The organism is Rhodococcus sp. YL-1 (assembly GCF_001942025.1).
GTDB lineage: Bacteria > Actinomycetota > Actinomycetes > Mycobacteriales > Mycobacteriaceae > Rhodococcus_F > Rhodococcus_F qingshengii.
Map to the genome: position 1 here is coordinate 592,501 of NZ_CP017299.1, position 24,925 is coordinate 617,425.

Annotated in this window: 18 protein-coding genes and 2 rRNA genes (1 of these 20 cut by a window edge); 11 read left to right on the forward strand and 9 right to left on the reverse strand. The window is 61.4% G+C overall.

Annotated elements, in window-relative coordinates:
* Positions 1-2,096: ribosomal RNA gene (locus tag BH682_RS02810) — 23S ribosomal RNA — on the forward strand; it begins 1,040 nt to the left of the window's first position.
* Between the two features lie 153 nt (positions 2,097-2,249).
* Positions 2,250-2,366: ribosomal RNA gene (gene rrf / locus BH682_RS02815) — 5S ribosomal RNA — on the forward strand.
* A 295-nt stretch (positions 2,367-2,661) separates the two neighbouring features.
* Here the strand turns inward: rrf and pdxR are convergent.
* Complete coding sequence (pdxR, locus tag BH682_RS02820; RefSeq protein ID WP_075835114.1) at positions 2,662-4,053, reverse strand: MocR-like pyridoxine biosynthesis transcription factor PdxR; 1,392 nt, start codon at positions 4,051-4,053, stop codon at positions 2,662-2,664.
* A gap of 50 nt (positions 4,054-4,103) precedes the next feature.
* Here pdxR and BH682_RS02825 point away from each other — a divergent pair, with 50 nt between their 5' ends.
* The 4 genes from BH682_RS02825 to BH682_RS02840 all read left to right on the forward strand — a co-directional run bounded on the left by BH682_RS02825 (position 4,104) and on the right by BH682_RS02840 (position 8,370).
* Positions 4,104-4,562: a carboxymuconolactone decarboxylase family protein gene (locus BH682_RS02825; protein WP_007727180.1), complete on the forward strand. Its 459-nt coding sequence runs from the start codon at positions 4,104-4,106 to the stop codon at positions 4,560-4,562.
* Between the two features lie 620 nt (positions 4,563-5,182).
* Positions 5,183-6,667, forward strand: coding sequence for a hypothetical protein (locus BH682_RS02830; RefSeq protein WP_223304661.1), 1,485 nt, complete (start codon positions 5,183-5,185; stop codon positions 6,665-6,667).
* A 129-nt stretch (positions 6,668-6,796) separates the two neighbouring features.
* Positions 6,797-7,495, forward strand: coding sequence for a class F sortase (locus BH682_RS02835; RefSeq protein ID WP_042922789.1), 699 nt, complete (start codon positions 6,797-6,799; stop codon positions 7,493-7,495).
* Positions 7,496-7,572: 77 nt separating this feature from the next.
* Complete coding sequence (locus tag BH682_RS02840) at positions 7,573-8,370, forward strand: SDR family NAD(P)-dependent oxidoreductase (protein WP_075831983.1); 798 nt, start codon at positions 7,573-7,575, stop codon at positions 8,368-8,370.
* A 14-nt stretch (positions 8,371-8,384) separates the two neighbouring features.
* On the opposite strand, the gene BH682_RS02845 is transcribed toward BH682_RS02840, so the two are convergent.
* Complete coding sequence (locus BH682_RS02845; protein ID WP_075831985.1) at positions 8,385-9,506, reverse strand: GGDEF domain-containing protein; 1,122 nt, start codon at positions 9,504-9,506, stop codon at positions 8,385-8,387.
* A 175-nt stretch (positions 9,507-9,681) separates the two neighbouring features.
* Between BH682_RS02845 and BH682_RS02850 the strand changes: the two genes are divergently transcribed.
* Positions 9,682-10,326 (forward strand): GntR family transcriptional regulator, encoded by a 645-nt coding sequence (locus tag BH682_RS02850; RefSeq protein ID WP_029254358.1) that lies wholly within the window; start codon positions 9,682-9,684, stop codon positions 10,324-10,326.
* Entirely contained in the window at positions 10,326-11,600 is a 1,275-nt protein-coding gene (locus BH682_RS02855) for an MFS transporter (RefSeq protein WP_075831988.1), read from the forward strand. The genes BH682_RS02850 and BH682_RS02855 overlap by 1 nt, the downstream gene beginning before the upstream one ends.
* Positions 11,601-11,645: 45 nt before the next feature.
* Here the strand turns inward: BH682_RS02855 and BH682_RS02860 are convergent, their stop codons facing one another.
* From BH682_RS02860 to BH682_RS02885, 6 genes are all read right to left on the reverse strand, one after another.
* Positions 11,646-13,217 (reverse strand): flotillin family protein, encoded by a 1,572-nt coding sequence (locus BH682_RS02860; RefSeq protein WP_050655914.1) that lies wholly within the window; start codon positions 13,215-13,217, stop codon positions 11,646-11,648.
* Between the two features lie 11 nt (positions 13,218-13,228).
* Complete coding sequence (locus BH682_RS02865; RefSeq protein ID WP_075831990.1) at positions 13,229-13,744, reverse strand: DUF1449 family protein; 516 nt, start codon at positions 13,742-13,744, stop codon at positions 13,229-13,231.
* A gap of 148 nt (positions 13,745-13,892) precedes the next feature.
* Positions 13,893-15,194, reverse strand: coding sequence for a M1 family metallopeptidase (locus BH682_RS02870; protein WP_075835116.1), 1,302 nt, complete (start codon positions 15,192-15,194; stop codon positions 13,893-13,895).
* 11 nt (positions 15,195-15,205) lie between these two features.
* Positions 15,206-19,099, reverse strand: a complete 3,894-nt coding sequence (locus BH682_RS02875) for a Pls/PosA family non-ribosomal peptide synthetase (protein WP_047269705.1) — start codon at positions 19,097-19,099, stop codon at positions 15,206-15,208.
* A gap of 122 nt (positions 19,100-19,221) precedes the next feature.
* Positions 19,222-21,075 carry a BCCT family transporter gene (locus BH682_RS02880; RefSeq protein WP_007727149.1) on the reverse strand — a complete coding sequence of 618 codons (1,854 nt, stop codon included), beginning with the start codon at positions 21,073-21,075 and terminating at the stop codon, positions 19,222-19,224.
* Between the two features lie 425 nt (positions 21,076-21,500).
* Positions 21,501-21,908: a hypothetical protein gene (locus BH682_RS02885; protein ID WP_075831992.1), complete on the reverse strand. Its 408-nt coding sequence runs from the start codon at positions 21,906-21,908 to the stop codon at positions 21,501-21,503.
* 39 nt (positions 21,909-21,947) lie between these two features.
* Here BH682_RS02885 and BH682_RS02890 point away from each other — a divergent pair, with 39 nt between their 5' ends.
* Complete coding sequence (locus BH682_RS02890; protein WP_075831994.1) at positions 21,948-22,274, forward strand: hypothetical protein; 327 nt, start codon at positions 21,948-21,950, stop codon at positions 22,272-22,274.
* On the opposite strand, the gene BH682_RS36280 is transcribed toward BH682_RS02890, so the two are convergent.
* Positions 22,262-22,402: a hypothetical protein gene (locus BH682_RS36280; protein ID WP_003941170.1), complete on the reverse strand. Its 141-nt coding sequence runs from the start codon at positions 22,400-22,402 to the stop codon at positions 22,262-22,264. The genes BH682_RS02890 and BH682_RS36280 overlap by 13 nt on opposite strands.
* Positions 22,403-22,646: 244 nt before the next feature.
* Between BH682_RS36280 and BH682_RS02895 the strand changes: the two genes are divergently transcribed.
* Together BH682_RS02895 and BH682_RS02900 are read left to right on the forward strand one after the other, a co-directional pair.
* Positions 22,647-23,378 (forward strand): SDR family oxidoreductase, encoded by a 732-nt coding sequence (locus BH682_RS02895; protein ID WP_075831996.1) that lies wholly within the window; start codon positions 22,647-22,649, stop codon positions 23,376-23,378.
* 151 nt (positions 23,379-23,529) lie between these two features.
* On the forward strand, positions 23,530-24,897 hold the full coding sequence (locus BH682_RS02900; RefSeq protein WP_070161572.1) for a purine-cytosine permease family protein: 1,368 nt from the start codon (positions 23,530-23,532) through the stop codon (positions 24,895-24,897).
* Positions 24,898-24,925: the final 28 nt, after the last annotated feature.

The window sequence follows — 24,925 nt, forward strand, 5'->3', positions numbered from 1 at the left end:
GCAGTGAGACTGCGGGCGATAAGGTTCGTAGTCGAGAGGGAAACAGCCCAGATCGCCAGCTAAGGTCCCTAAGCGTGTACTAAGTGGAAAAGGATGTGGGGTCGCGAAGACAACCAGGAGGTTGGCTTAGAAGCAGCCACCCTTGAAAGAGTGCGTAATAGCTCACTGGTCAAGTGATCCTGCGCCGACAATGTAGCGGGGCTCAAGTACACCACCGAAGCTGCGGCATTCACGCAATAGCCCCCCTTCACTCTGCGGAGTGTTGGGCAGGTGTGTGGATGGGTAGGGGAGCGTCGTGTGGCCATGGAAGCGGCAGGGTGACCTAGCCGTGGAGGCCACACGAGTGAGAATGCAGGCATGAGTAGCGAAAGACGAGTGAGAAACTCGTCCGCCGAATGACCAAGGGTTCCTGGGCCAGGTTAATCCGCCCAGGGTGAGTCGGGACCTAAGACGAGGCCGACAGGCGTAGCCGATGGACAACGGGTTGATATTCCCGTACCCGTGTGAACGCGCCCATGGTGAATCAGTGATACTAACCATCCTGAAGCCACGAGAAGACCTTCGGGTCTCGAGTTGGTGGATGCATGGGACCTGATCTGGTAGTAGCCAAGCGATGGGGTGACGCAGGAAGGTAGCTGAGCCAGTCAGTGGTAATACTGGTGTAAGCGTGTAGGGCGTGACCTAGGCAAATCCGGGTCGCATACAAGCCTGAGACGTGATGCGTAGCCGATTGAGGCGAATTCAGTGATCCTATGCTGCCGAGAAAAGCCTCTAGCGAGCTTTCACACGGCCCGTACCCCAAACCGACACAGGTGGTCAGGTAGAGAATACTAAGGCGATCGAGATAACTATGGTTAAGGAACTCGGCAAAATGCCCCCGTAACTTCGGGAGAAGGGGGGCCCTGTCTGGTGACGACATTTACTGTCTGAGCTGGGTGGGGCCGCAGAGACCAGTGAGAAGCGACTGTTTACTAAAAACACAGGTCCGTGCGAAGTCGTAAGACGATGTATACGGACTGACGCCTGCCCGGTGCTGGAAGGTTAAGAGGACCGGTTAGTTCCTTCGGGAGCGAAGCTGAGAATTTAAGCCCCAGTAAACGGCGGTGGTAACTATAACCATCCTAAGGTAGCGAAATTCCTTGTCGGGTAAGTTCCGACCTGCACGAATGGCGTAACGACTTCTCAGCTGTCTCAACCGTAGACTCGGCGAAATTGCATTACGAGTAAAGATGCTCGTTACGCGCGGCAGGACGAAAAGACCCCGGGACCTTCACTACAGCTTGGTATTGGTGTTCGGTTCGGTTTGTGTAGGATAGGTGGGAGACTGTGAAACGGTGACGCCAGTTATCGTGGAGTCGTTGTTGAAATACCACTCTGATCGAATTGGACCTCTAACCTCGGACCATGATCTGGTTCAGGGACAGTGCCTGGTGGGTAGTTTAACTGGGGCGGTTGCCTCCCAAAATGTAACGGAGGCGCCCAAAGGTTCCCTCAGCCTGGTTGGCAATCAGGTGTCGAGTGCAAGTGCACAAGGGAGCTTGACTGTGAGACTGACAGGTCGAGCAGGGACGAAAGTCGGGACTAGTGATCCGGCACCGGCAAGTGGAAGCGGTGTCGCTCAACGGATAAAAGGTACCCCGGGGATAACAGGCTGATCTTCCCCAAGAGTCCATATCGACGGGATGGTTTGGCACCTCGATGTCGGCTCGTCGCATCCTGGGGCTGGAGTAGGTCCCAAGGGTTGGGCTGTTCGCCCATTAAAGCGGCACGCGAGCTGGGTTTAGAACGTCGTGAGACAGTTCGGTCTCTATCCGCCGCGCGCGTTAGAAACTTGAGGAAGGCTGTCCCTAGTACGAGAGGACCGGGACGGACGAACCTCTGGTGTGCCAGTTGTTCCGCCAGGAGCACCGCTGGTTAGCTACGTTCGGAAGGGATAACCGCTGAAAGCATCTAAGCGGGAAGCCTGTTCCAAGATGAGGTTTCTCACCCCCTCGAGGGGGTAAGGCCCCCGGCAGACCACCGGGTTGATAGGCCAGAACTGGAAGTGCAGTAATGCATGCAGGTGACTGGTACTAATAGGCCGAGGACTTACCACAAAGAAGCTACGCGTCCACTGTGCGGTATCTGAAACAACACACAGATACTGATGAGAAACCCTGTTTTCTCCATCCCCCAACACCAGAAACTGGTGTTGACGGGTGGTGAAACCAGGTGATCAGAAGAAGGTTACTGTGACAGTTTCATAGAGTTACGGCGGTCATAGCGAAGGGGAAACGCCCGGTCCCATTCCGAACCCGGAAGCTAAGCCCTTCAGCGCCGATGGTACTGCACTCGACAGGGTGTGGGAGAGTAGGACACCGCCGAACACACATTAGAGAAGCCCCCCAACCAGTACTGGTTGGGGGGCTTTCTCGTACCCAAAACACCCCGAAACATCCCGTCGCCGGCACCCCCGACTTCGAGCGAACGGCACGTTCGTCGCCTCAGATCGACCGAACGTACCGTTCACACCATCAGGGGCGGGCACGCCGCCGACTCACCACCCCGTCCGGGATCGAGTGAACGACACGCTCACCCTCTTCGGCGAGGGGAACGGTACGTTCACACCATCAGGGCAGGACAGGGCAGGGCAGGTGAGCGGCTGGGCAAAGCCGGCAGGCGTTATGGCAGAGCCGCCTGCAGCACCTCGCAGAGCACGTCCAGCGTCCTCGAGTACTGCGACTGCGTCGGCGTGCTGTAGCCGACGACGATGCCGTCACCGCCGACTGACGACACGTCGGGATGTCGGAAGACCGACAGCCCTTCGAGCCCGAGGTCGCGCGCCTGGGCCGCTGCAAGAACAGATTGTTCGGTGCCGGAGGGCAGACGGATCACAGCGTGAAGTCCCGCGGAGATCCCCTCGACCCTGACCTGGGGTACTTGCTGCGCAAGTGTCGCGACCAGTTGATCGCGTCGTCGTCGGTACGAGGTGCGCATCTTTCGAATATGGCTGTCGAATCTTCCGGATTCGATGAAGTCCGCCAAGGTCAATTGATCCGTTGAACTTACCCAGCGTTCGTAGGGTCCCTTTGCTGCGAGGACAGGTTCGATCAGCCTGTCCGGCAACACCATCCATCCGATGCGAATTGCCGGCGACAGTGTCTTGCTGACAGTGCCCAGGTACGCAACGTGCTGCGGTGCGATTCCTTGGAGTGCACCGACAGGTTTTCTGTCGTAACGGAATTCGCCGTCGTAGTCGTCCTCGATGATGACGCCACCCGTAGTCGTGGCCCATTCGAGAGCGGTCGCGCGCCTCGCCGGTGTGAGGGGACCGCCGAGAGGGAACTGATGGGTCGGCGTCAGCAGAACACTTTCAGCAGATGTAGACGCCAATTCGTCTGTGCAAGTGCCTGATTCGTCAACCGATATGGGAACTGTCAGCAGCCCTTCGTCGGCGAGCAACTGCCGGTGCAGGTGAAGGCAGAAAGCGTCGACCGCAATCGTTCCTCCGAGTGCGCGGGCAAGGAGGGAGATCCCGTGACCCGAGCTGGCACTGATCACAATGCAGTTCGGATCGACGCGAACGCCTCTGGTGCGGCTCAGGTATGTGGTGAGGGCGTTTCGGAGTTCGGCTCGGCCTCTGGGATCAGTAGTCGCGAACGCGTCGGTCGGCGCGGTGGTCAAAGCACGTCTGGCGGACGAAATCCATGCAGCGCGGGGAAACGCCGACGCGTCGGGCGATCCAGGGAGAAGGCTGTAGGTCCAGCGTCGCCGAGTCGGTGATGGCTCGACCTCGCGGGTGTGTGTGCTGGCGAGCGTGGCGACCAGGGTCCCGGAACCAGGCCGTGTGACAAGCCACCCAGCTGCGGCGAGCTCGGCATAGCAGTCCGCAACGGTGTTTCGGGCAACTCCGAGGTCGAGCGCGAGGGTGCGGGAAGGTGGGAGTCTGGTGCCGGGCTTCAGCAGTCCACTGTCGATCGCGTCGCGAAGGGTCTGAAGCAGTGCAGCGCGAACCCCGATTCCCTGTGGCAGCTCGATATGTAGATCGAACCCAAGATTGGCCCACGAATTCACCACCGGATTGAACCATGTTTCCGGGTCTTTCCGGGATTACCGTTTGAGTTATGACTACAGCAACAGGACAAAGACTGGATATCGCAAAGCTGGCGCCCGAGGTCTACAAGGCGATGATTGCGTTGGATGCCGCTGCACGCAAGGGGCTGGAGCCGACGCTCGTCGAGCTGGTCCTCACGCGTGCGTCGCAGCTGAATCATTGCGCATGGTGCCTGGACATGCACACTCGCGACGCACGAAAGGTCGGCGTGACGGAGCAGAAGCTCTACCTACTGAACGCGTGGGAAGAAGCGCGAGGGATGTACTCCGATCGTGAACGTGCCGCGCTCGCCTTGACCGAGGCCGTGACAGTCCTCACCGACGGTTTCGTTCCGGACGAGGTGTACAGCGAGGCTGCCGGCGAATTCTCGGACGTGGAACTGGCTCAGCTCATCAGCGTCATTTTGACGATCAATGCGTGGAATCGCATTGCGGTTACCACGAGGAAGGCGCCTCCGGTCCGAGACTGATCCGAGGCTCGTGCTCCGCTCTCCGGCAGGGCAGGGTTCCGCCGTCGGAGATCTGGGTAATCGACGCAAAGAGGACCAAAAGATTGGTTCAGGGTGTGAACAAAACCAACAGATTCTTTGAATGTGAGGCAAATCACATAATGTGAGTGGAGATTGTTCTGAGTCATCTACAAGTTGCCCGAATCCCGACAAAGCAGTCTCGGTCGGAAGTTTCCGGCGAAGGGGTCCGCATAGCGGGCCCCTTCTTTTGCGCGCGAGCTGAAAACGCCCCTTCCTGTGAGTTTCCCCAGAATGTCCAAGTTACCGACTGGCTAGCGTTGGCGAAATGTCGGGAACGTCGCGGTTGGATGAGCAGATTTTGGGGGGATCGCGATTGTTGTGCGGTTGGACAAAGGTTCAGTCACCTTCATGGCTAACTCGTCATCCGAATGTCCAAGCTGCGCCCTGAGTGCTCGACGATTGGGTGATCTTTCTTGAAACATGCACTACATTGCCATTCAGTAACTGGCTGATTGCCATAAGTGATCGGCTGATCCTCTCGGAAGTGAGCGCTGGGTGGCGTGGTATTGGGAATCCAGGCAACCGTCCCGCTACCGAAATGTCTTGAAAGGGAAGCTTTGATGACTGTGTCTGGTTCACGGCGTAGGCCGCTTGTTCTCCGGCTCTCGCTAACTGCAGCTATTGCCGTAACGGTGGCCGGTAGTAGCGTCGCTTTTGCTTCGCCAGCTGTGTCCGCGCCGATGCCGGTGCGAACCGCGGCCGCTCCGGCGTTCACCGCCGGGTTGTGTGAGGGCACCGAGTACACGCCCTCGGAGCAGATGCTCGACATCTCCGGCATTCGGCTGGATCACTACAACGACGGCAACATCGTGCCGATGTACGGCACCACCGATCGGGGTACCTCGGCCGCGGTGGATGCTCCGGTCTGCGGTGTCCGCGACGTCGACGGAATTGCGAAGTCGGAATGGATGTACTGCACGGACTTCGATCTCGATCCGTGTGCCGGTGTCGACGAGAACGGTTTGCCGGTTGACAAGCACAACGACGAGATGGGTGCGACGGTGCCGTCTTCGGGCAATCCCGATCTGTCAGCCGACGATCTCGCTGTCATCAGTTGGTTGCTGCAGAATCCCGCCAAACTCGACGGTGTCGTTTCGGGAAATGGCAGCGAGGATGCACGTTCGGCGCGGCAGACGCTTGTGTGGTGTGTCTCGGACTACGACAATCCGCTGATGGCCGATTTCAAAAGCCTGTGCGACAGGAACATCGGTGACGACGAGCGAGCTCGCATCGTCGAGATCATGAACGTCACGCAGATGCTCGACCTCGTTCGCAAGACACCCGCGACGGGGACTCTGAAGGCCGGCGAGACTGCCGTTTTCACCCTGAATACGAATATGTACCGGAAGCCGATCACTGTTCAGTCCTCGGCGGGCACCGAACTGACCGTCTGTGGTGACAACGCCACGGCGACGTTGACTGCAAATCAACTGACGGTCGACGGCCGCGGCGACGCACCGACTGCTGTTGATCTTTGCCTTACCGCTGCGGCCAGCGGGGACTACTCGGTGACTGCAAGCGTCATTCCGGATTCGGTCGAGAACCTGCACTGGAACACGGCAGGCGCACAGTGCCAGATCTTCGCGTCGTTCGACACCGTTCGGCCGGCTTCGATGAATGCATCTGCCAGCGTCGGATATGCAGCAGCACCCACGACGACACCGGCAACGAGCACGCCGGCAACAACGACACCGGCAACGAGCACGCCGGCAACAACGACACCGGCAACGACCACACCGGCCACCACGACGCCTGCAACCCCGGTCGTTCCGATCGTGCCGATTGTTCCGATTGTGCCCATCGTGCCGATTGTGCCGGTCGTGCCTGTAGTTCCGGGTGCAGCTGTTCCGTCGCAGCCGGTTGCAACTCCCGCAACTCCGGCGCCGTCGGCTCCGAAGCCGGCCACTGGCCCCCGCCCGGTTGCCATCGACGGTGGTGCTGCTGAACAGAATTCAGGCCGCGACGTCGCCGTCGCAGTGACGGGGCTCGGGCTTGTCGGAATGGCTGCTGCCGGAGCAGTTGCTCTCCGCCGCAAGCGATCCTGACACCAGGCACGTGTAGTAGACGTCGGCACCGATCACGCTTCGTGTGATCGGTGCCGACATTGATCAGACGCAGGGGGCGTCAATTCGCACGAGGTGCCGGGGGCGCCTCATCCCGCAGGAGACAGTTCGATGACCATGTACGAGTCGGATCCCAATCCATCCAATCCATACGACGATCCCAACCACGATCAGCCCGCGAGTCCAGGCAAAGGGCGTCGTGTCGCGTTCATTCTGGCTCTCATCGCGGTGTTGGTCGCCGGTGCTTCCATGGCCTTCGTCGGCCTGCGATCCTCCGATGACGATGCTGCGATCCCGCCGAGTCCGGGAGTTGTCATGTCGCACTCCGTGAATCCGGCAACGCCTACGGATGCGTTGATGACTCCCAACACCCTTTCGCTCGACCCGGTCGGTGTTCAGGCGCCGATCGTGGACGCCACCGTGCCGGAAGGAGTTCTCACTCCGCCGGAGAACGTCAAGAACGTCGGAATCTGGCTCGACGGTGCATCTCTCGATTCCGCCACCGGCACGACCTTGATTGCCGGACACGTCAATCTGACCGGCCAGGGTAACGGCGCGCTGTTCGACCTGGGCACGATCGAGCCGGGTGAAGTGATCCGTACATCCGACGCGACGGGTAAGAGCACGTCGTGGAAGGTGACTGCGGTGACGACGCGCCCGAAGGCCGATGGTGTGGAAGAAAGCGTGCTGGCCGGCCCGGAGGGCCCTCGTAAGTTGGCAGTCGTAACCTGCGGCGGCGAACTGCAATTCGAGGACGGTGTGGGCAACTACGCCGACAACGTCTACCTGTACGCGGATCTGATGGTCTGAGACACAGGAATGATTCCGACGGTCCCCGATCCCTCTTCGTAGAGATCGGGGACCGCCTGTTGGATAGTGTCGCAGGTATGGATCTTCACTTGTCTGGAAAGCGTGCGATCGTTGCCGGTGGTAGCAAGGGGATCGGTCTGGCAATCGCCAGAGGTCTGGCCGCTGAAGGGGTCGACATCGCGATACTCGCGCGCACTGAGCGAACCGTCGTAAGCGTTGCACGAGATTTGGTTTCGGAGTTCGGAATTCGTGCGATCGGAGTCGTGACGGATACGCGAGACGACGACGCGGTTCAGGCGTCGGTGCGGCAAGTGGTAATGGAGTTCGGCGGTGTCGACATTCTGGTCAATTCGGCAGCGACGCCGTTCAGCGCCGGAAAGCCGACGGATTTCGAGGCGACCACCGACGACGTCGTGCGAGACGAAGTCGAAGTGAAAGTGCTGGGGTACCTGCGAACTGCGCGCGCTGTGGCGCCGTATCTGATCGATCAGGGTTGGGGTCGGATCATCAACATCAGCGGTTTGGGTGCCAGACAGGCAACCTCGATCGCCCACACGATCCGCAACGTCAGTGTGTCTGCGCTGACCAAGAATCTTGCAGACGAGCTGGGCCCCAAGGGAATCAACGTCACCGTCGTCCATCCGGGCGTGACGCGGACCGAGAGGTTGACCGCGCGGATTGCGCGCGAGTCGGAAGAATCCGGCCGCTCGCAGGCGGAGGTGGAGCGGGGTATCGCGACGAATTCGATACACCGGATCATCGACGCCGAAGAGGTAGCCGATGTCGTGACCTTCCTGGCATCGCCGCGAAGCATCGCGATCACCGGTGACGCAGTGGCAGCGGGTGGAGGAGTGCCGGGGCCGGTCTACTACTGAAATTGTGCGTACTGCTACCTGCCGGCGGTGGTGACGATCGTGTGAACGCGTCCGCCGCCGAGTCTCTTGCTTTCGTACATCGCCGAATCGGCGACTTTCTGCATGTCCGTGAACGCTGCTGCGCGGTCTTCTCCGGCGAAGAATTTGTGGGTACGCACGGCGATTCCGACGCTCGACGTCGATGGTATCTCGTCGGTATTCGAGTGCATTGCCGGTCCGATCGAGTTGAGCATCGGTCCGATGGCTGGCACAGAAAGTCTTTGGACGAGGATGAATTCGTCGCCACCGATCCGCGCGACGACAGCATCAGCGTGTGCCCAGGCGGATAACCGCTGCGATACCCGGAGAATGATGCGATCGCCGACGTCGTGGCCGTGCACGTCGTTGATCGTCTTGAACCGGTCGATGTCGATCGCGATCACGAGTAGTGCCGCAGATTCTTGACGCTGGAACCCCTCGAGTACCTTCTCGACGTGGCGGTCGAGGCCACGACGGTTCAAGAGGCCGGTGAGAGGATCGAGGTCGGAACTGGAAGCATCCATGCTGAGCATCGTCAGCACGATCTGCGAGATGAATGCGCAGACCACCAACGCGGTGATGACGACCAGTACTTTCGAAACACCAAGGGCTGGATCGCGATCCGGCCCGAACAGAATTGGCTGCGCGGCCACCACGATCATCACAACCGAGAAGGTCAGGTGTGCGATCTGCAACTTCGGATTGTGAAAATAGGCGATGTAGATACCGATCAGCGCGTAGATGACGCAGGTGAGCAGACGTGCGAGAGGCGCCGAGTCGCCGAGTATGGCGATCGAGACCGCCACGTCACAGAAGACGACGAAGCCGAATGATCGACGCTTGGTCGGACCGAGAGCCCACCAGGCGATACCGACCGAGAAGCATGCGACTGTGACGACAGTGTTGAAGAACAGTGCAACCGAGCTCGTCGGACCCGACGGGCTGAACCGATTGAGCAGTGAACACACGCCGAGTCCAATGACGATGATGCCAAGTAGTAACCGGGTGGCAGTAGTGAGGCCGTTGTCGCGGAGATAGCGAGTGAAGCGGTCGTACTGATCGGGAAGAATCAACCACTCGCGGGTCAGCGTCCTCATGGACTTCATCTGCGATGTCATGAGTGCATCAGTCTTCGAAGGCCGGAGCGTGCGCCATTCATCGCGAACTGATTCCTCTTCTGTCTGGCACCTTGCAATGCTAACTGGATCGATGCCGCATCGGACCGAGATGTTCGGATCGGCGACCCGGAGGTCTGGGTTGCGCCAGCGTAGAGTATAAATACATCTTGTGTCTATGTTGTATTCCGCTTCCGAAACCGTCTTCCGCGAAGTCAAGGAGCTGATCCTTTCCGGCGAGCTCGCCGGCGGGGAGCTGATCAGTGAGGGTGACATCGCCGCACGGACCAATGTGAGCCGAACGCCGGTGCGTGAGGCGTTTCTGCGTCTCGAGTCGGAAGGTTGGATGCGCCTCTACCCGAAGAAGGGGGCGCTGATCGTCCCGGTCGCGGATGGGGAAGCGGAACACGTAGTCAGTGCCAGACAGCTCGTCGAGACTCAGAGCGTTCGAGTGGTGTCGGTCCGACCGCACGCACGTGAAGCGCTTGTCGCAGCGTTGCGCGCGAATCTGATCGAGCAACGTGAGATTGCTGATCGCGGGGACGTGGCCGCGTTCAGCGCAATCGATGCCGACTTTCACAAGATGATCGTTGCCGCCGGTGGGAACCCTTTGCTCGACTCGTTCTACGCGAGTCTGCGCGACAGGCAACGACGGATGACAGCCCGGTCGATCTCACGCGACCCCGGCCAACTCTCGCGCATCCTTGCCGATCACACCGCGCTTACCGACCTCGTCGAAACAGGCGATGCCGACGGATACAACACTGCCGTCCTCACACACATGCGCCAGGTCCACGGCCTCGGCTTCGAAGGAACTCTGTGATGAGTACCCAAACGATCGGCGCTGGGACCGCGGCCGAAACTCGTCTCGAGGGTGAACGCGTCTCCGGCGGAAACTGGCTGTGGCTGACCGTTGCCGCCAGTATGTTCGCCGCGGCCTGGGGCGGAAACGAATTCACCCCACTGTTGGTGATGTACAGACTCGACCACGGCTATTCGCCGGTGATGGTCGATTTCTTCCTCTTCGCCTACGTCGTCGGAATTGTGCCGGCCCTGCTGCTCGGCGGCCCGCTGTCCGATCGATTGGGTCGACGCCCGATCATGCTCCCCGCGCCGATCATCGCGATCGCCGGTTCGACGCTGCTCGCTTTCGGGGCCGACTCCGCTGCCGCTCTCATTCTGGGAAGGATCCTCTGCGGCATCGCCTTGGGGATCGGTATGGCCGTCGGCGGCTCCTGGGTCAAGGAGTTGTCCACGCGACCTTGGGATCCGACGGCGTCGGAAGGCGCGGGTGCCAGGCGAGCAGCGATGAGTCTGACCGCGGGCTTCGCCTTGGGAGCGGGTGCCGCGGGAATCTTGGCGCAGTGGGCGCCCCTGCCGAGTGTGTTGGCGTACGTCCTGCACATCGCGATCACCGTCCTCGCGGCCATGGCGCTGTGGCGTGCTCCCGAAACACGACCGGCACAGGCGAAATCCGACCGTCGCAGGTTGATCGACGACCTCAAGATCCCCTCGGCAGGTCACCGCAGATTCCTCTACGTCGTCGTTCCGTTGGCGCCGTGGGTGTTCGGTGCCGCCAGTGTCGCGTATGCAGTTATTCCGGCGCTCATGACCGGGCACAGTGGCGATGCGCCCGTGGCCTTTTCGGCTCTGCTGTGCATGGTCGCGCTGACATGCGGATTCGCGATTCAGTCGTTGGGGCGCAAGATCGACACCGACCGCAGTGCTCGTGGCGCCGTTGTGGCTCTGGTGTTTCTGGTGGTCGGTATGGCCGGTGCTGCTCTGGTTGCGTCGACGCTGACCGTGGCGATCGCGATCGTGGCTGCAGCGATCCTCGGTTGCGGGTACGGCATGGCACTGGTGTCCGGGTTGCTGGAGATCCAGCGAATCGCGGGGCCGGACGATCTGGCAGGATTGACCGCGGTGTTCTACTCGATCACCTACATTGGGTTCGCGGTGCCTGCGTTGCTGGCGATGCTGTCGGAAAGCATTCCGGCACTGAGCTACACGGTGACTCTGCTGTTCGGATCAGCCGCCGCCGCTGCCTGCTTGATTCTGATTCTCTTCAAGTCGCGTTCACATCTTCCGAGCGCGTGAAGCCGGCCCGCCGACTCCTGCGAGAGTCGGCGGACCGGGGCGAAATCACGCGTCTACGGTTGCGGAACCGTTTTCCGAATTGTGGACCGAATTGTGTACCGAACCAGCCGGAACCGATGCGGTCTTGTTCAGGCCGTTGAGCAAACCGGTGATATCGACGCCTGAGCTTTCGAGAGTTTCGATGACACCGGCAATCACCTGGGGACTGATGCCCAGGATCGAGCCGATCGAACCCTGCGCCCCGTCGCTTCCGCCGACGATGGAGATCCGATCGATGTCGCCGACCGGCTTCGCTGCTGCTGCGGTGGCGTCGACCAGTGCTGCCAGAACGTCAGGCAGAGTGAGCAACTGCGCGGCCTGCGGGGTGTAGGAATTGAGCGCCTCGGCGATCTGACGCTTACCGGCAGCCTCGGCTTCGAGCTTGGCGCGCAAACCATCCGCTTCGGCCTGCTGTTCGGCGCGAACGGCGTCGGCCGCTACCTTGCGGCCGTCAGCTTCGGCTTCCAGACGTGCTCGAAGGCCGTCGGCATCAGCCTGCTGCTCGGAGCGAACAGCGTCGGCGACGAGCTTTCGTGCATCGGCCTGAGCCCCGCCGGCCTGCCTTGCTGACTCGGCCTGTGCCTGGGCGCGGAGGATCGCGGCCTGTCGCTCACCCTCTGCGCGTGCGATGGAGGCTTGGCGTTCGGCCTCGGCCGGTGCAATGACATCTGCCTGCAATGCCGCTTCCGATTGCTGGGCGCGACGACGCTCGACCTCGGTGCGAGCTTCGACGCGGGCCGCCTCGGCCTGCTCACGTGCGATGCCGACGGCCTTCTCGGCCGTTGCCTGCGCGAGTGGTCCGGCCTGGTCGGCTTCGGCGTTCTCGGCTTCGGTCTGTGCTCGAAGGCGAGCGAGTTCGACGTCGCGCTTCTGATTTGCACTCGCGATCGCAGTGTCGGCCTCGGCCTGTGCGACGGAGCCTGCCTGTCGCGCCTTTGCCGACTGGATCTGCGAATCACGCTCTGCTTCAGCAGTTCCGATCGCGGCATCACGTTTGACCTCGGCGATGCGGCGCTGACCGAGCGATTCGAGGTAGCCGTTGAAGTCGGAGATTCCCGCGATCTTGATGACATCGACTTCCATGCCGATGCGTGCGAGGTCGCCGCCTGCCTCCTCGACCACGCTGCGTGCGAGCGAATCGCGGTTGGAGTTCAGATCCTCGACCGTCATGGTCGCGGTGATTCCGCGCAGGCTGCCGGCGAGGATTTCGTTGATCTGCTGCTGGAGTTCGTCCAGGTCGGAGGTCAGGAATCGTTGCACCGCTGTCTGAACCGCTTCGTCGGCGGAACCGATTCGTACCAGGCCGACTGCCTCGACGTTGACCGGAACACCGTCGTTGGAGAGCGCATTCTTGAGATTGATGCTGACGTTGAACGGCTCGAGCGACATGATGTCGACGCGTTCGATTCCCGGAATCTTGAACCGGGCTCCGCCGCGGACGACTTTCGGCTTGCCTCGTCCGGTGAAAACCGCCACTTCGTTCGGCGGGACCTTGACGTAGTTCTTCACGTAGATCGCGGGGAGAACGATGAAGATGATTACTGCGACTACAACCGCAATGATGATGATTGGCAGCATGTATCGAGTCCTTAGATCGCGTCGTCAACCGTGACGACGTGAAGGTATTGATCGTCTACATCGGCGATGTAGACGGTGGTGCCGGTGGTGAGCGCCATCGGCTGTGCACTGACGGCCTTGGCCTGCACGCGATTGCCTTCGGCGTCGACGAACGAGACTTCTCCCCAACCTTCGGCTGCAATGGTGAGGGTGACGGTGCCCAACAGCCCGGAGTACGAAGCTCGTCCGATGTGCGAATTATCTTGTTGTTCAAGGAGATAGGGGAGAAGTAGGCCGCGCGTGACGACAACGAGGACGGCGGCGAGTGCGAGTGCTGTAATCGCCGCTACCAATGTCGGAGCGTCCGCGAGAGTGGCAGCTACGCCGCCGGCGCCGAAGCCGAAAAGTGCTGTGGCCAAGGTTGTCAGGCTCAGAAATGGCAGCCCGTCTGCGTGGCCGCCGCCCAGATCTGCAACCTCGCCGACGGCAAAGGCTCCGATCAGGGCGACGACCCCGATCACGAAACATATTGTGAATACAACGAACATCGATCCCCCGATCTACCTGTCGAGGAAGCGTGCCCTGAGAATTGTGTTGTCGGGGTCGTCCCTCGGCCCACCTCTATAGTAAAGGTAAGACAAAGATAATCGGCGCATTCGGAATGTTTCGGCGTGGTGATATCGCGGTGAGAGAGCGTCAGAGACGGGGCAGGGAGCGCTGATTCAGCCATGCATCCCACAGTGGGCGCAATGGAGTGTCGGTGAAACGTGAAGCGAGATCGGTGAATTGCTCGGTACTGACCGTGCTGTGTCGATGCTTCGTGGTCCACTGACGGATCAGGTCGAAGAACTTCTCGTCTCCGAGAACGCCGCGCAGGGCGTGCAGAGTCAATGCGCCCCGCTTGTAGATTCGATCGTCGAACATCAGGGCAGGACCGGGATTGGCGACGATCAAGTCCTGAGATTTACGCCCGAGCCCTTGATAGGCGTTTGTCGCGAGTTGGTTCGAGGACGGGCCACCGGAATTCTCGGACCAGATCCACTCCGCGTAACAGGCAAAGCCTTCGTGCAGCCAGATGTCGCACCACTGCCCGAGAGTGAGGCTGTTGCCGAACCATTGATGGGCAAGCTCGTGTGCGACAAGACGTTCGGAACCGCGCCTGCCTGTGCAGTGGTTGGCTCCGAAGATCGAGAGTCCCTGCGCTTCGATGGGGATTTCGAGTTCGTCGTCGGTGACCACAGCGGTGTAGTCGGTAAAGGGATACGGTCCGAACAGCTTTCCGAAGACCTCCAACATCTGGGGTTGGCGCCCGAAGTCGACGTCGAACGCTGCTCGCAGCCGAGGTGGGTGAACGGCGAAGACCGGTACCGGCCCGGCGCTCACTTGTCGGTGCTCGTACTGACCGATCTGAATGGTTGCCAGGTAGGTTGCCATCGGTTCGGTCTGCTCGTAGACCCACGTCGTCTGACTCGCACGGGTCTGCTTGCGGATCAGCTTGCCGTTGGCGAGGGCATAGAACGGGGAATCGGTGGTGATCGAGATGCGGTACGACGCTTTGGAAATCGGATGGTCGTCGCACGGGAACCAGGACGCCGCGCCGTTGGGCTGACTTGCGACCAAAGTTCCTTCGTCGAGTTCCTCCCAGCCGACTTCGCCCCACAGGCTCTTGATCGGCTCGGGGTTGCCGCTGTACGCGATGGTGACCGACAGGGCACCGCCCGCGGGGATCTTGGTAGACGGCGTGAGGATCAGCTTGTTGTTCAAGTGCGCGTACTTGGTGCCGCGGGCACCGTTGACGGACACCTTGGACACCTGCAGGTTCTGCGCGAGGTCGAAGCTGAACTTGGATCGGCTCTCGGTGGTGACAGCGGTGATGACAGCTTTGCCGGCGAGACGGTTGCTGAAGACCTTGTACGTCAGTTCCAGTTCGTACCGGGACACGCGGTACCCGCGGTTGCCGTTGAGCGGCAGGTACGGATCGATCGGCTCCTCGAGCATTCGGTTCGGCTTCACGACGCCACCCACGGTGCAATCGGGTTGCCCTGCCAGCGGGTGGAGGGCGGAACGGTGTCACCTCGCATCACCAGAGATGCAGGCCCTACCGTCGCTCCCGCGCCGATGCCGGCTGCGGGTAGCGCGACACAGTGCGGTCCCAGCGTTGCTCCTGCTCCCAAAGTGACGGTGTCCATGGACATGATCCGATCATGGAAGAGATGAGTTTGCACGACGCACCCCCGTTCCACTGTCGCTCCGTCGCCCAAAGTCACAAGATCTGCCTCGGGTAGCCAGTACGACTCACACCAAACGCCCTTACCGATCTTGGCCCCGAGTCCACGCAAGAAGATGTTCAGTACGGCCGTACCAGTCGCCGCGCGAGCGAACCACGGCGCCGCGACGGTCTCGACGAAGGCGTCGGCTACCTCGTTTCGCCAGACGAACGAACTCCACAGCGGATGCTCGACCTTGGCGATGCGTCCGACGACGATCCACTTGGCGGCGATGGTGATCGCGCCCGCCACTGCTCCGGCGACGAGCAGAATTACGCCGCTCAGCAGAGCCGCGAACCAGAATCCGACTGCGCCGACCAGTGCTTCGAGTGCAAACAGAACACCGAGACCGATGCCGAACGTGACCATGACGGGGATCAGTCGGCAGGTTTCGACCACTCCGCGGGCGATCTTGAGGCGCATGGGCGGATTGAACGTGCGGGCGGCGTCGGTGTCTCCGGCAGCCCTTCTCAGACGTACCGGTGGACTACCCAGCCACGATGATCCGGACTTGGCCTTGGACGGGGTAGCCGACAGAACCGCCACCAGACCGTTCTTGGGGACGCGTCGACCGGGGGCGGTCATACCGGAGTTGCCGAGGAACGCGCGCTTGCCGATCTTCGCCTGTTCGATGTGCATCCAGCCGCCGCCGAGGCCGTAGCTCGCAACCATGGTGTCGTCAGCGAGGAATGCACCGTCGGCGACCGTCGTGAACTTGGGAAGGAGGAGCACGGTGGATGCTTCGACGTTCTTGCCGATCTTGGCGCCGAGAAGGCGGAGCCATCCCGGCGTCAGCAGGCTCGCGTAGAGCGGGAAGAGGAAGGTTCTGGCCGAGTCGAGCAGGCGTTCGGTCGCCCACACCTGCCAGCCGATGCGGCTGCGGACAGGGTGGTAACCGGGGGTCAGCCCGATCGAGAGAAGACGAACGGCCACAAGGGTGACGACTGCGAAGACGAGCAAACTCAGGATGGTCGCGACGGGAAGCATGATCAGCGATTGGAGCACTGCACTCGCGAGCGTGTCGGTGTCGCGAATCCACCAACCGATCAATGCGATCCCGGCCATCAGCGCGAAGATCGGCATACCGGCCAGGAAGACCGAGGTGACACCGTATACCGGCACCCAGCCGGGTGCACGCTTCGGATGTTCGGCAGGCCAAGGATGATTCGCTTTCCCGACCTTGGTGGCGGGGGAGCCGGCCCACTGCTGGTTTGCCTTCACTCGGCCGAACACCGCAGATCCGGGTTCGACGACGGCGTCCCGACCGATACGCGCGCCGGGCAGAAGCGTCGAGCGTGAACCGACGGAGGCGCCGTCGCCGATCTTGATCTCACCGATGTGGATGACGTCGCCGTCGATCCAGTGGCCCGAGAGGTCGACTTCGGGTTCGACGGAGCAGCCGTCACCGAGTTCGAGCATGCCGGTGATGGGAGGAAGTGTGTGGAGATCGACGCCGCTGCCGATGTCGGCGCCGAGGGCGCGGGCGTAATAGAGCATCCACGGTGCGCCCGAAAGGTTGGCTGCGCCACTGGCTTCGGTGAGTCGGAGCGCTATCCACAGACGCAGGTGTTCACTACCACCTCGCGGGTACGTTCCTGGCTCCAACTTGCGTAGGAGCAGGCGCGCCCCGACGACGGCGATGGTCATACGGCCGATCGGCGTGATGAACACGATGAACGCCAACAGGATCCACCACCACGAGACCGTGGGCGCCCAGCTGACGTCGACGAACCAGCCGAGGACGTTGTTCGCGATCGCCAGCCACGTCACCCACTGCAGTCCGGTGAGCGTCGTGAGTGGAACGGTGACGGCGATCTGCGCCAGCTGAGTTTTCAAGGGTGTCGGAGCGACGATGCGCGGCTCCACAGTTTCGGTGGGTGCCAATTCGTCGAGATATTCGGCGAGCGATCCCAACCGCGGATGGTCGTAGAGTTGTGCGACGGTCACTTCTGGGAACCGCTCGCGCAGGGCGGTCACCAACTGAGCAGCAGAGAGGGATCCGCCGCCCACTTCGAAGAAGTCGTCGTCGAGTCCGGTGATCTGGGCTCCCAGGATCGATCCCCACAGGCCGGCAACCCAGGCAGCGGTGCCGTCGAGGCCCAACGCGGCCCCGGCATCTTCACCGGCGCCGGGCAACGGCCACGGCAGCGCATTGCGGTCGACCTTGCCTGACGTACGCGTCGGAAGTTCGTCCATCAACGCCAGACGCGGCACGAGGGCTGCTGGTAGCTGCTCGCTGAGCAGTGCATGAGCGGCCTTGAGATCGAAGTCGGGATCCGTGCTGGCGATGTATCCGACGAGGAGCTGGTTGCCGGCTGCCGTCTTCTTCACGGCTGCGGCAGCGCCGCTCACACCCGGCAGGTTCTGCAAGGCGTTGTCGACCTCACCGAGTTCGATGCGCCTGCCGCCGAGCTTGACCTGATCGTCTGCGCGGCCCTGGAACATCAGGCCGGTGGTTTCGAGCCGGACCAGGTCGCCGCTTCGGTAGGCGCGTTCCCACCCGAGAGAGGGCATCGACGCGTACTTCTCGGCGTCCTTCGCGGGGTCGAGGTAACGGGCGAGGCCGACGCCGCCGATCACCAGCTCGCCCACCTCACCGACCGCGACGGGATTGCTCTGGGCGTCCACGACGGCGAGGTCCCAGCCGTCGAGGGGGAGGCCGATGCTGACGGGGCTCTTGCCGTCCATCAGTGCGCCGCAGGCGACGACGGTTGCCTCGGTGGGGCCGTAAGTGTTCCAGACCTCGCGGCCCTCGACGGCCAGGCGCTCTGCCAGTTCGGGTGGGCAGGCTTCGCCGCCGAAGATCAGGAGTCGAACGGCTTCGAGGGCCTCGGCGGGCCACAGAGACGCAAGCGTCGGCACAGTGGAGACGATGCTGACGTCACGCGAGACCAGCCACGGGCCGAGGTCCATGCCGCTGCGAACCAGCGAACGAGGAGCCGGGACGAGGCAGGCGCCGTGGCGCCACGCGAGCCACATCTCCTCGCAGGACGCGTCGAATGCCACGGAGAGTCCCGCGAGGACGCGGTCACCAGGCCCGATGGGCTCGTCCTGGAGGAACATGCGCGCCTCGGCGTCGACGAAGGCAGCGGCATTGAGGTGAGTGACCGCGACGCCCTTGGGGGTGCCCGTGGATCCTGAGGTGAAGATGATCCAGGCGTCGTCCTCGGGTTCGGGTTCGCGAACCGGTGGATGTTCGAGCCGCTTCGGCGCCGTCCCCGGCTGGATTCCGTCGCCGGTGATGATCGCCGCTACCTGCGCCTCGCCGAACACCAACTCGGCGCGCTCTTCCGGATCGTCGGCGTCGACGGGAACGTAGGCGGCGCCCGCCGCGAGGATCGACAGGATCGCGACGTACAGCGAACGCGAACCTGACGGCATCCTGATTCCGACGCGGTCACCTGCGCCGACGCCGGCATCACCGAGCCAGCGCGCACCGAGCTCGATCTCGTCGAGCAACTCCGAGTACGACAGTGTGGTGTCGCCGTCGTCGATGGCAGGTGCTTCCGGGTTGGCCTCGGCTGAGGCCCGCACGATGTCGATGAGCGTGCGCGGCGCAGGTGCATGCGCCGACCGTAGGAATACGGACGGAATCCCGAAAGATTGTTCCGTCTCCGACTGCGACTGGAGTGGCAAACCCGTTGGTCCTGTTCTACTCACGAAACTTAGAGTCCTGCGAACTGTCGAGTTGAAAGTCTCATGACAAGTTTGCGAGTTGGTGAACAGATATGCCTAATGCAACATGCCGAACGTGCCGGTCAGTCCGTACTGGCAGCTTGCGCGTGGCCTTCTGCCGAGTCGGCGAACTCGGGTGTGTCGAACACCTCTCCGCCCAGCGGATCGACGACCTTCGATTCCTCGGAGAAGTCGACGGCGCCGGTATCCGGGTCGATGTTGACCGCATGGGCGGGAACTTCGTGGACCGCGACGAGCATGTGGGCGTCGGAGGGATCCGTCATGATTCCGCTTTGTGACGGGGTGAGCCCGGCGAAGGTCGACGAGATCTTCAGATCGCGGAGCCGCTTCTCGGTGGGTTGCGGAACGTCGGTCGATGCCGAGGCATTTGTAGAAACCCGCAGGTAGCGTGGTGCCGAAGCGACCTCGTATCGGAACGCCTTCAGCATCGACAGACATGCCAGCACCATGATGACCGAGAACGGTACCGCCGTGGCGATGGCAACGGTTTGCAGCGCCGTGAGCGATCCACTGCCACCCACGATGAGGAGAACTGCGGCCGCGGCACCGGAGAGGAACGTCCAGTAGACACGCGTGATCTTGGAGGTCTCCAAGCTGCCACCGGTCGCGAGGATGTCGATGACGATCGAGCCGGAGTCCGCGGACGTGACGAAGAAGAACACGATCACGACGATCGCGAGAACACTCGAAATCGTTCCGAGCGGAAGTCCGTCGAGAAGCGTGAACAATGACGTGTTGGTGTCCACTGCGCCGGATGCGTCGAGCATCGTGCCCTCGTTGCGCTGACGCAGAATGCCGGAGTTACCGAAGATCGTGAACCACAACGAACCGACCAGCGTCGGGGCCAGCAGCACACCGAAGACGAATTCGCGGATGGTGCGGCCGCGTGAGATGCGCGCGATGAACATGCCGACGAACGGTGCCCAGCTCATCCACCAACCCCAGTAGAAGATGGTCCATGCGCCCTGCCAGCCGTCTTCGGCGAACGGGGACGTACGCAGCATCAGTTCGGGCAAGGCCTGGACGTATCCGCCGAGGTTCTGCACCCACGACTGCATGAGGAACAGCGTCGGTCCCAGAATCAGGACGAACAGGGCCAGCGCGGCAGCGAGCATCATGTTGATGTTGGAGAGCCACTTGAGGCCCTTCGTGACACCGGAGACGACCGAGAAGGTCGCCATGCCCGTCACGATGACGATGATGGTGATGACCAACCAGTTGTCGGTCTCCACCCAGCCGAGGTAGTCGAGGCCGGCCGAGATCTGCTGGACACCGAAGCCCAGCGACGTCGCGACACCGAACAGCGTGCCGACGATGGCGACGACATCGATGGCGTGGCCGATCTTTCCTTCGATGCGAGCCCGCCCGAGGAGCGGCTCGAGCAGCCAACGGATCGACAGCGGGCGACCCTTTCGGTAGGTCATGTACGCCAGACCAAGGCCGACGACGACGTAGATCGCCCATGCATGAAGGCCCCAGTGGAACAGCGTCAGTTCCATGGCTTGATTGGCTGCGGCGTCCGTGGATCCGGCGATCTGCCCGGCGACGGGTGGGGTCACGTAGTGCGAAAGTGGTTCGGCTACTCCGTAGAACACGAGCCCGATACCCATGCCGGCGCTGAAGAGCATCGCGAACCACGAGAGCATCCCGAACTCGGGCTGCTCGTCGTCACGTCCCAATCGGATGTTGCCGATGCGGCTGATTCCGCAGTACAGCGCGAAGATCACGAAACCGGTGGCCGAGAGGATGTACCACCAGCCGACGCCGTCGCTGATCACGTTGTTGAGTGTTTCGAAAGCGTCCGCGGCGGTTCCCGCGTAGATCACGGCAAAGGCGATCAGGGCAAAGATCACTATCGACGCGGGGATGAACACGGGTTTCCGTAGTTCACGCCACGCAGTTTTGACCGCAGTCATTCCACTCCTCGAACGTTCAGGCATTCACAGCGCCCATCAGGGCGGCCACGTGTCACGCGTAGGTGGGCGTTTCGCTCACACCATCGCAGGTCAAGACCGGGCTATTGCTTTGAAATTCAACGTAACGTCAAGTTTCGGTCAACTCAACTGGACGAAAGATGCTGCACTGTCGCGAAAATTCTCACTGGATACCGTAGTTCCGGTTGTAAATCGTTGGGCAATAGTGTCATTGGGTCATGAGTGGAATGCTGAACGGCGAATTCGATTGGTACGGTGAGTTGAATCGGTCGAGTCGACGCTCACCGATTGACCGCATTTGTCAAACTCGGCGAAACAGCCTGTCTGTCAGGTGGTTAACTCCTGGCGTGCTCGCTCGATCGTGGCGGTCAGGTGTCGATACCTAACTGTGATTGTGATGGTCGCAACTATCGGTGTTGCGGGCCCTGTTCGCCCCGCTGGGCGTCGATCAGATCCATCGCATCCTTCAGGCCCAAGCCCGGATGTAGTTCGCGTAGTGCCTTGATTGCCGGAATGCGGTCGTCAGTCGACGCGAGTGCGCTACGGACGTCGTCGGCGGGTATTTCGGTGGGGGCAGTCGTCCCTTCCCACCACACCGACTGAGGTTTGTTCCTGTTTCGCCAGGCTTGGCCTGCGTAGTACGCAGACCCGACCGTCGCGAAAAGCCAGATTGCGAGGAATGTCCAATTCCAAGCTGTGGGTTCTGTGATGACCTTGTCGATGGTGCTTGGGCCGAAGAAAATGAGAAGCCAGGCCAGCACGATCGTCTGCCACCATCGCTCGACGCGCCTGCTCGGATTCCACCACTCGGCCATCGATCGATACTCGCACAGTGCTGCGGTTTCGATGCGACGATGGAGATCATGGAGATTCGTGATGCGGTGGAGCGATTTCGAGGGGAATCAGGGGCCTCGACGATCTTCGGAGAACCGCACCAGACCAGCGACGGATCGACGATCATCACGGTTTCGCGTCTACACCGGCGGTGGCGCTGCGACCCGATACCGGTGCCAGTGGGAGTGTTCTCGATCCACGAGGGTGAGCCGTCGTGGTCACCGGCCGTCGATCACACCAGGGCGGCTTTGATGGGGGAGTTCATCGGGTTGGCGGCCGCAGTGATCGCAACTCTGGCCGTTCTACGTCGTCCGCCCTGGCCTGATGTGACGATTCAGAAGGGGTGACCCAGAATTACGCCGATCAGTTGGAACGGCATCGCGAGGAACATCGATCCGACGTAGAGCGGATAGCGAATCGGATCGCCGGCGAGGTAACCCTCGGCGAGCCAGGCCATGACGTCTGCTGATCCCATAGTCGTTACTTCCCTTCGCTGTTGTGGTTCACCGACATTTTCGGTCGTGGGAGTTGTTTTGTTACAGGCGAACTCGAAGGAGGAGTACATGTGAAGGCAGTTTCGACGCAGCAAACGTCGTCAAGCGAGATCCCCGGGGGCGGTGTCCTCTAACAGCTAAGTCTCGATACTTGGCACTGTGCCGTAGTGAAATCTGTGCGTTCTGCACATGTCGGGACAATTCGGTGAGCCCTACAGTCGCTGCATGACAACGACACCTTCTCCTCTCTCAGGCAAGACCGTCGTACTGATCGGCGGCGGAACAGGCATCGGGCTGCGAGTGGCGCAGCTTGCCGTCGACGCCGGTGCGCAGGTAGTTCTCGGCGGCCGAACCGCATCCAAGCTCGAAGCAGCGGCCGCGCAGCTGGGTGAGGCGGCGCACTGGTTCACCGTCGACACCTCCGACGAAGACTCGGTGAAAGAGTTCTTCACCAACATCCCCAGCGTCGATGCTCTCTTCACCACGGCTGCCGATTACCAGGTCGGCTCGTTCCGTGAACAGAGCGTCGAGGAAGCGGCGTCGCCGTTCACCTCCAAGTTCTGGGGGCAGTACCGCGTCGTGCACGCTGCGCTCGACAAGCTGGCACCCACCGCATCGGTGGTCCTCATGTCCGGCGCTGCCAGTGTGCGGCCACCCGCAGCTGCCGCGGCATACGTTGCAGCCAACGCGGCAATCGAGGGGCTCGGGCGGGGGCTGGCGGTCGAACTGTCGCCGATCCGCGTCAACACTGTCGCTCCCGGAACCATCGACGGGCATCTGTGGGCTCAGCGCCCGGCGGAGGTTCGGGAGGCCGCGTTCACCTGGAGTGCCGAGAACAACGTGCTCGGCCGCGTCGGGAACGAAGACGAGATTGCACAAGCGGTGTTCTATCTCTTCACCAACACGTACACAACGGGTTCCACGCTGTACCCCGACGGCGGGTACGCGTTGCGTTAGACCCGTGCGATTTGGCGACTGTGTGAAATGACGACTGTGCGAAATGCATTGTCGTAACACGAAGAAACGCCAATTCGCCCATAGGCGTGACCCTGGCCACATTCGTACCGTCTTCTCCGAGAACACTTCCCAACTATTCGAGGAGTCCGTCATGAAAAACACGTCAACGACCGCCGCCGGCGGTGAAGTGTCCGACGGTGACGACTACGCGCTCACCCGCGTTCCCGACGAAGCACGATATTCGTGGTTCTCGGTGGCAGTACAGCGATTCGGTCAGGTATCGGCACTCGCACAGTTCTTGCTCGGTGCGACGCTCGGCTACGGAATGACGTTCTGGAATGCCTTCTGGGCATTGACAGTCGGGGCGGTGATTCTCGAGGTCGTCTGTATTTTCATCGGCATCATCGGGGTTCGTGAAGGGCTCAACACATCGGTGGTCGCACGCTGGTGTGGATTCGGGCACGCAGGTTCCGCGGTGATCGGTTTGGTGATCGGGGTCAGCCTGATCGGTTGGTTCGGCATTCAATCTGCTGTCTCTGCATCAGGTTTGCACGGAATCATGCCGTTTCTGCCGCAGTGGGCGTGGGCTTTGGCCTTCGGTCTCCTGATCACCGCGATAGTCCTTCGCGGGTTCGGATCCATGCAACTGATCGCCAACATCACCGTTCCGCTGTTCCTGATCCTGGTCGGTTGGGCCGTCATCGCCGAACTGCGTAATCACTCGCTGTCAGATCTGATGACATCTGCGCCGGCCGGGCCGGAGCTCAGCTTCCTCGCCGGAACTACCATCGTCGCAGGCGGTTTCATTGCCGGAGCAGTGATCACACCTGACATGACGCGCTTCAACCGCACGGCAGGCGATGTCGTGAAGCAGACGCTCGTCGGAATAACGTTGGGCGAATACGTGATCGGGCTGACCGGTGTTCTTCTTGCCCATGCCGTTCGCAGTTCCGACATCGCCACGATCATTCTCTCGTCGGTCGGTTGGGTCGGCGTTCTGATCATCGTTCTCGGCACCTTCAAGATCAACGACTGGAACCTGTACAGCTCGGGGCTCGGCGTCGTGAACTTCATCGACGTCGTGTTCGGTCGACGGATCAATCGCGCAGTTGTCACAGCAGTTGTCGGCATCACCGGTTCGGTCCTCGCGGCTGCCGGAATCCTGAACTCGTTCACCGACTTCCTGATCCTGTTGGGCGTCGGATTCCCGCCGATCGCCGGGATCATGGTGGCGGAATACTTCATCGTCAAGACATGGCGCAAGGATCTGGAGGAGAGTCGAGCTGCGGGTACCCTCCCGAACTCGGCACCCACTTGGGTACCGGCCACGCTGGTGATCTGGATCGTCTCGGCGCTGATCGGTCATTACAGCACCTTCGGCCTGCCGTCGATCAACGCGGTGGCCTCGGCCTTCGTTCTCTACGTCGTCGCGGGTCGACTCGGCCTGATTCGCGGAGTCGGACGCACCGCAACCGAAGCGCCGCAAGAGACTTCGGGAAGATCTGCGCTCACGCACTAGCACGGCACACACTGTAGAAGGGAGTTCG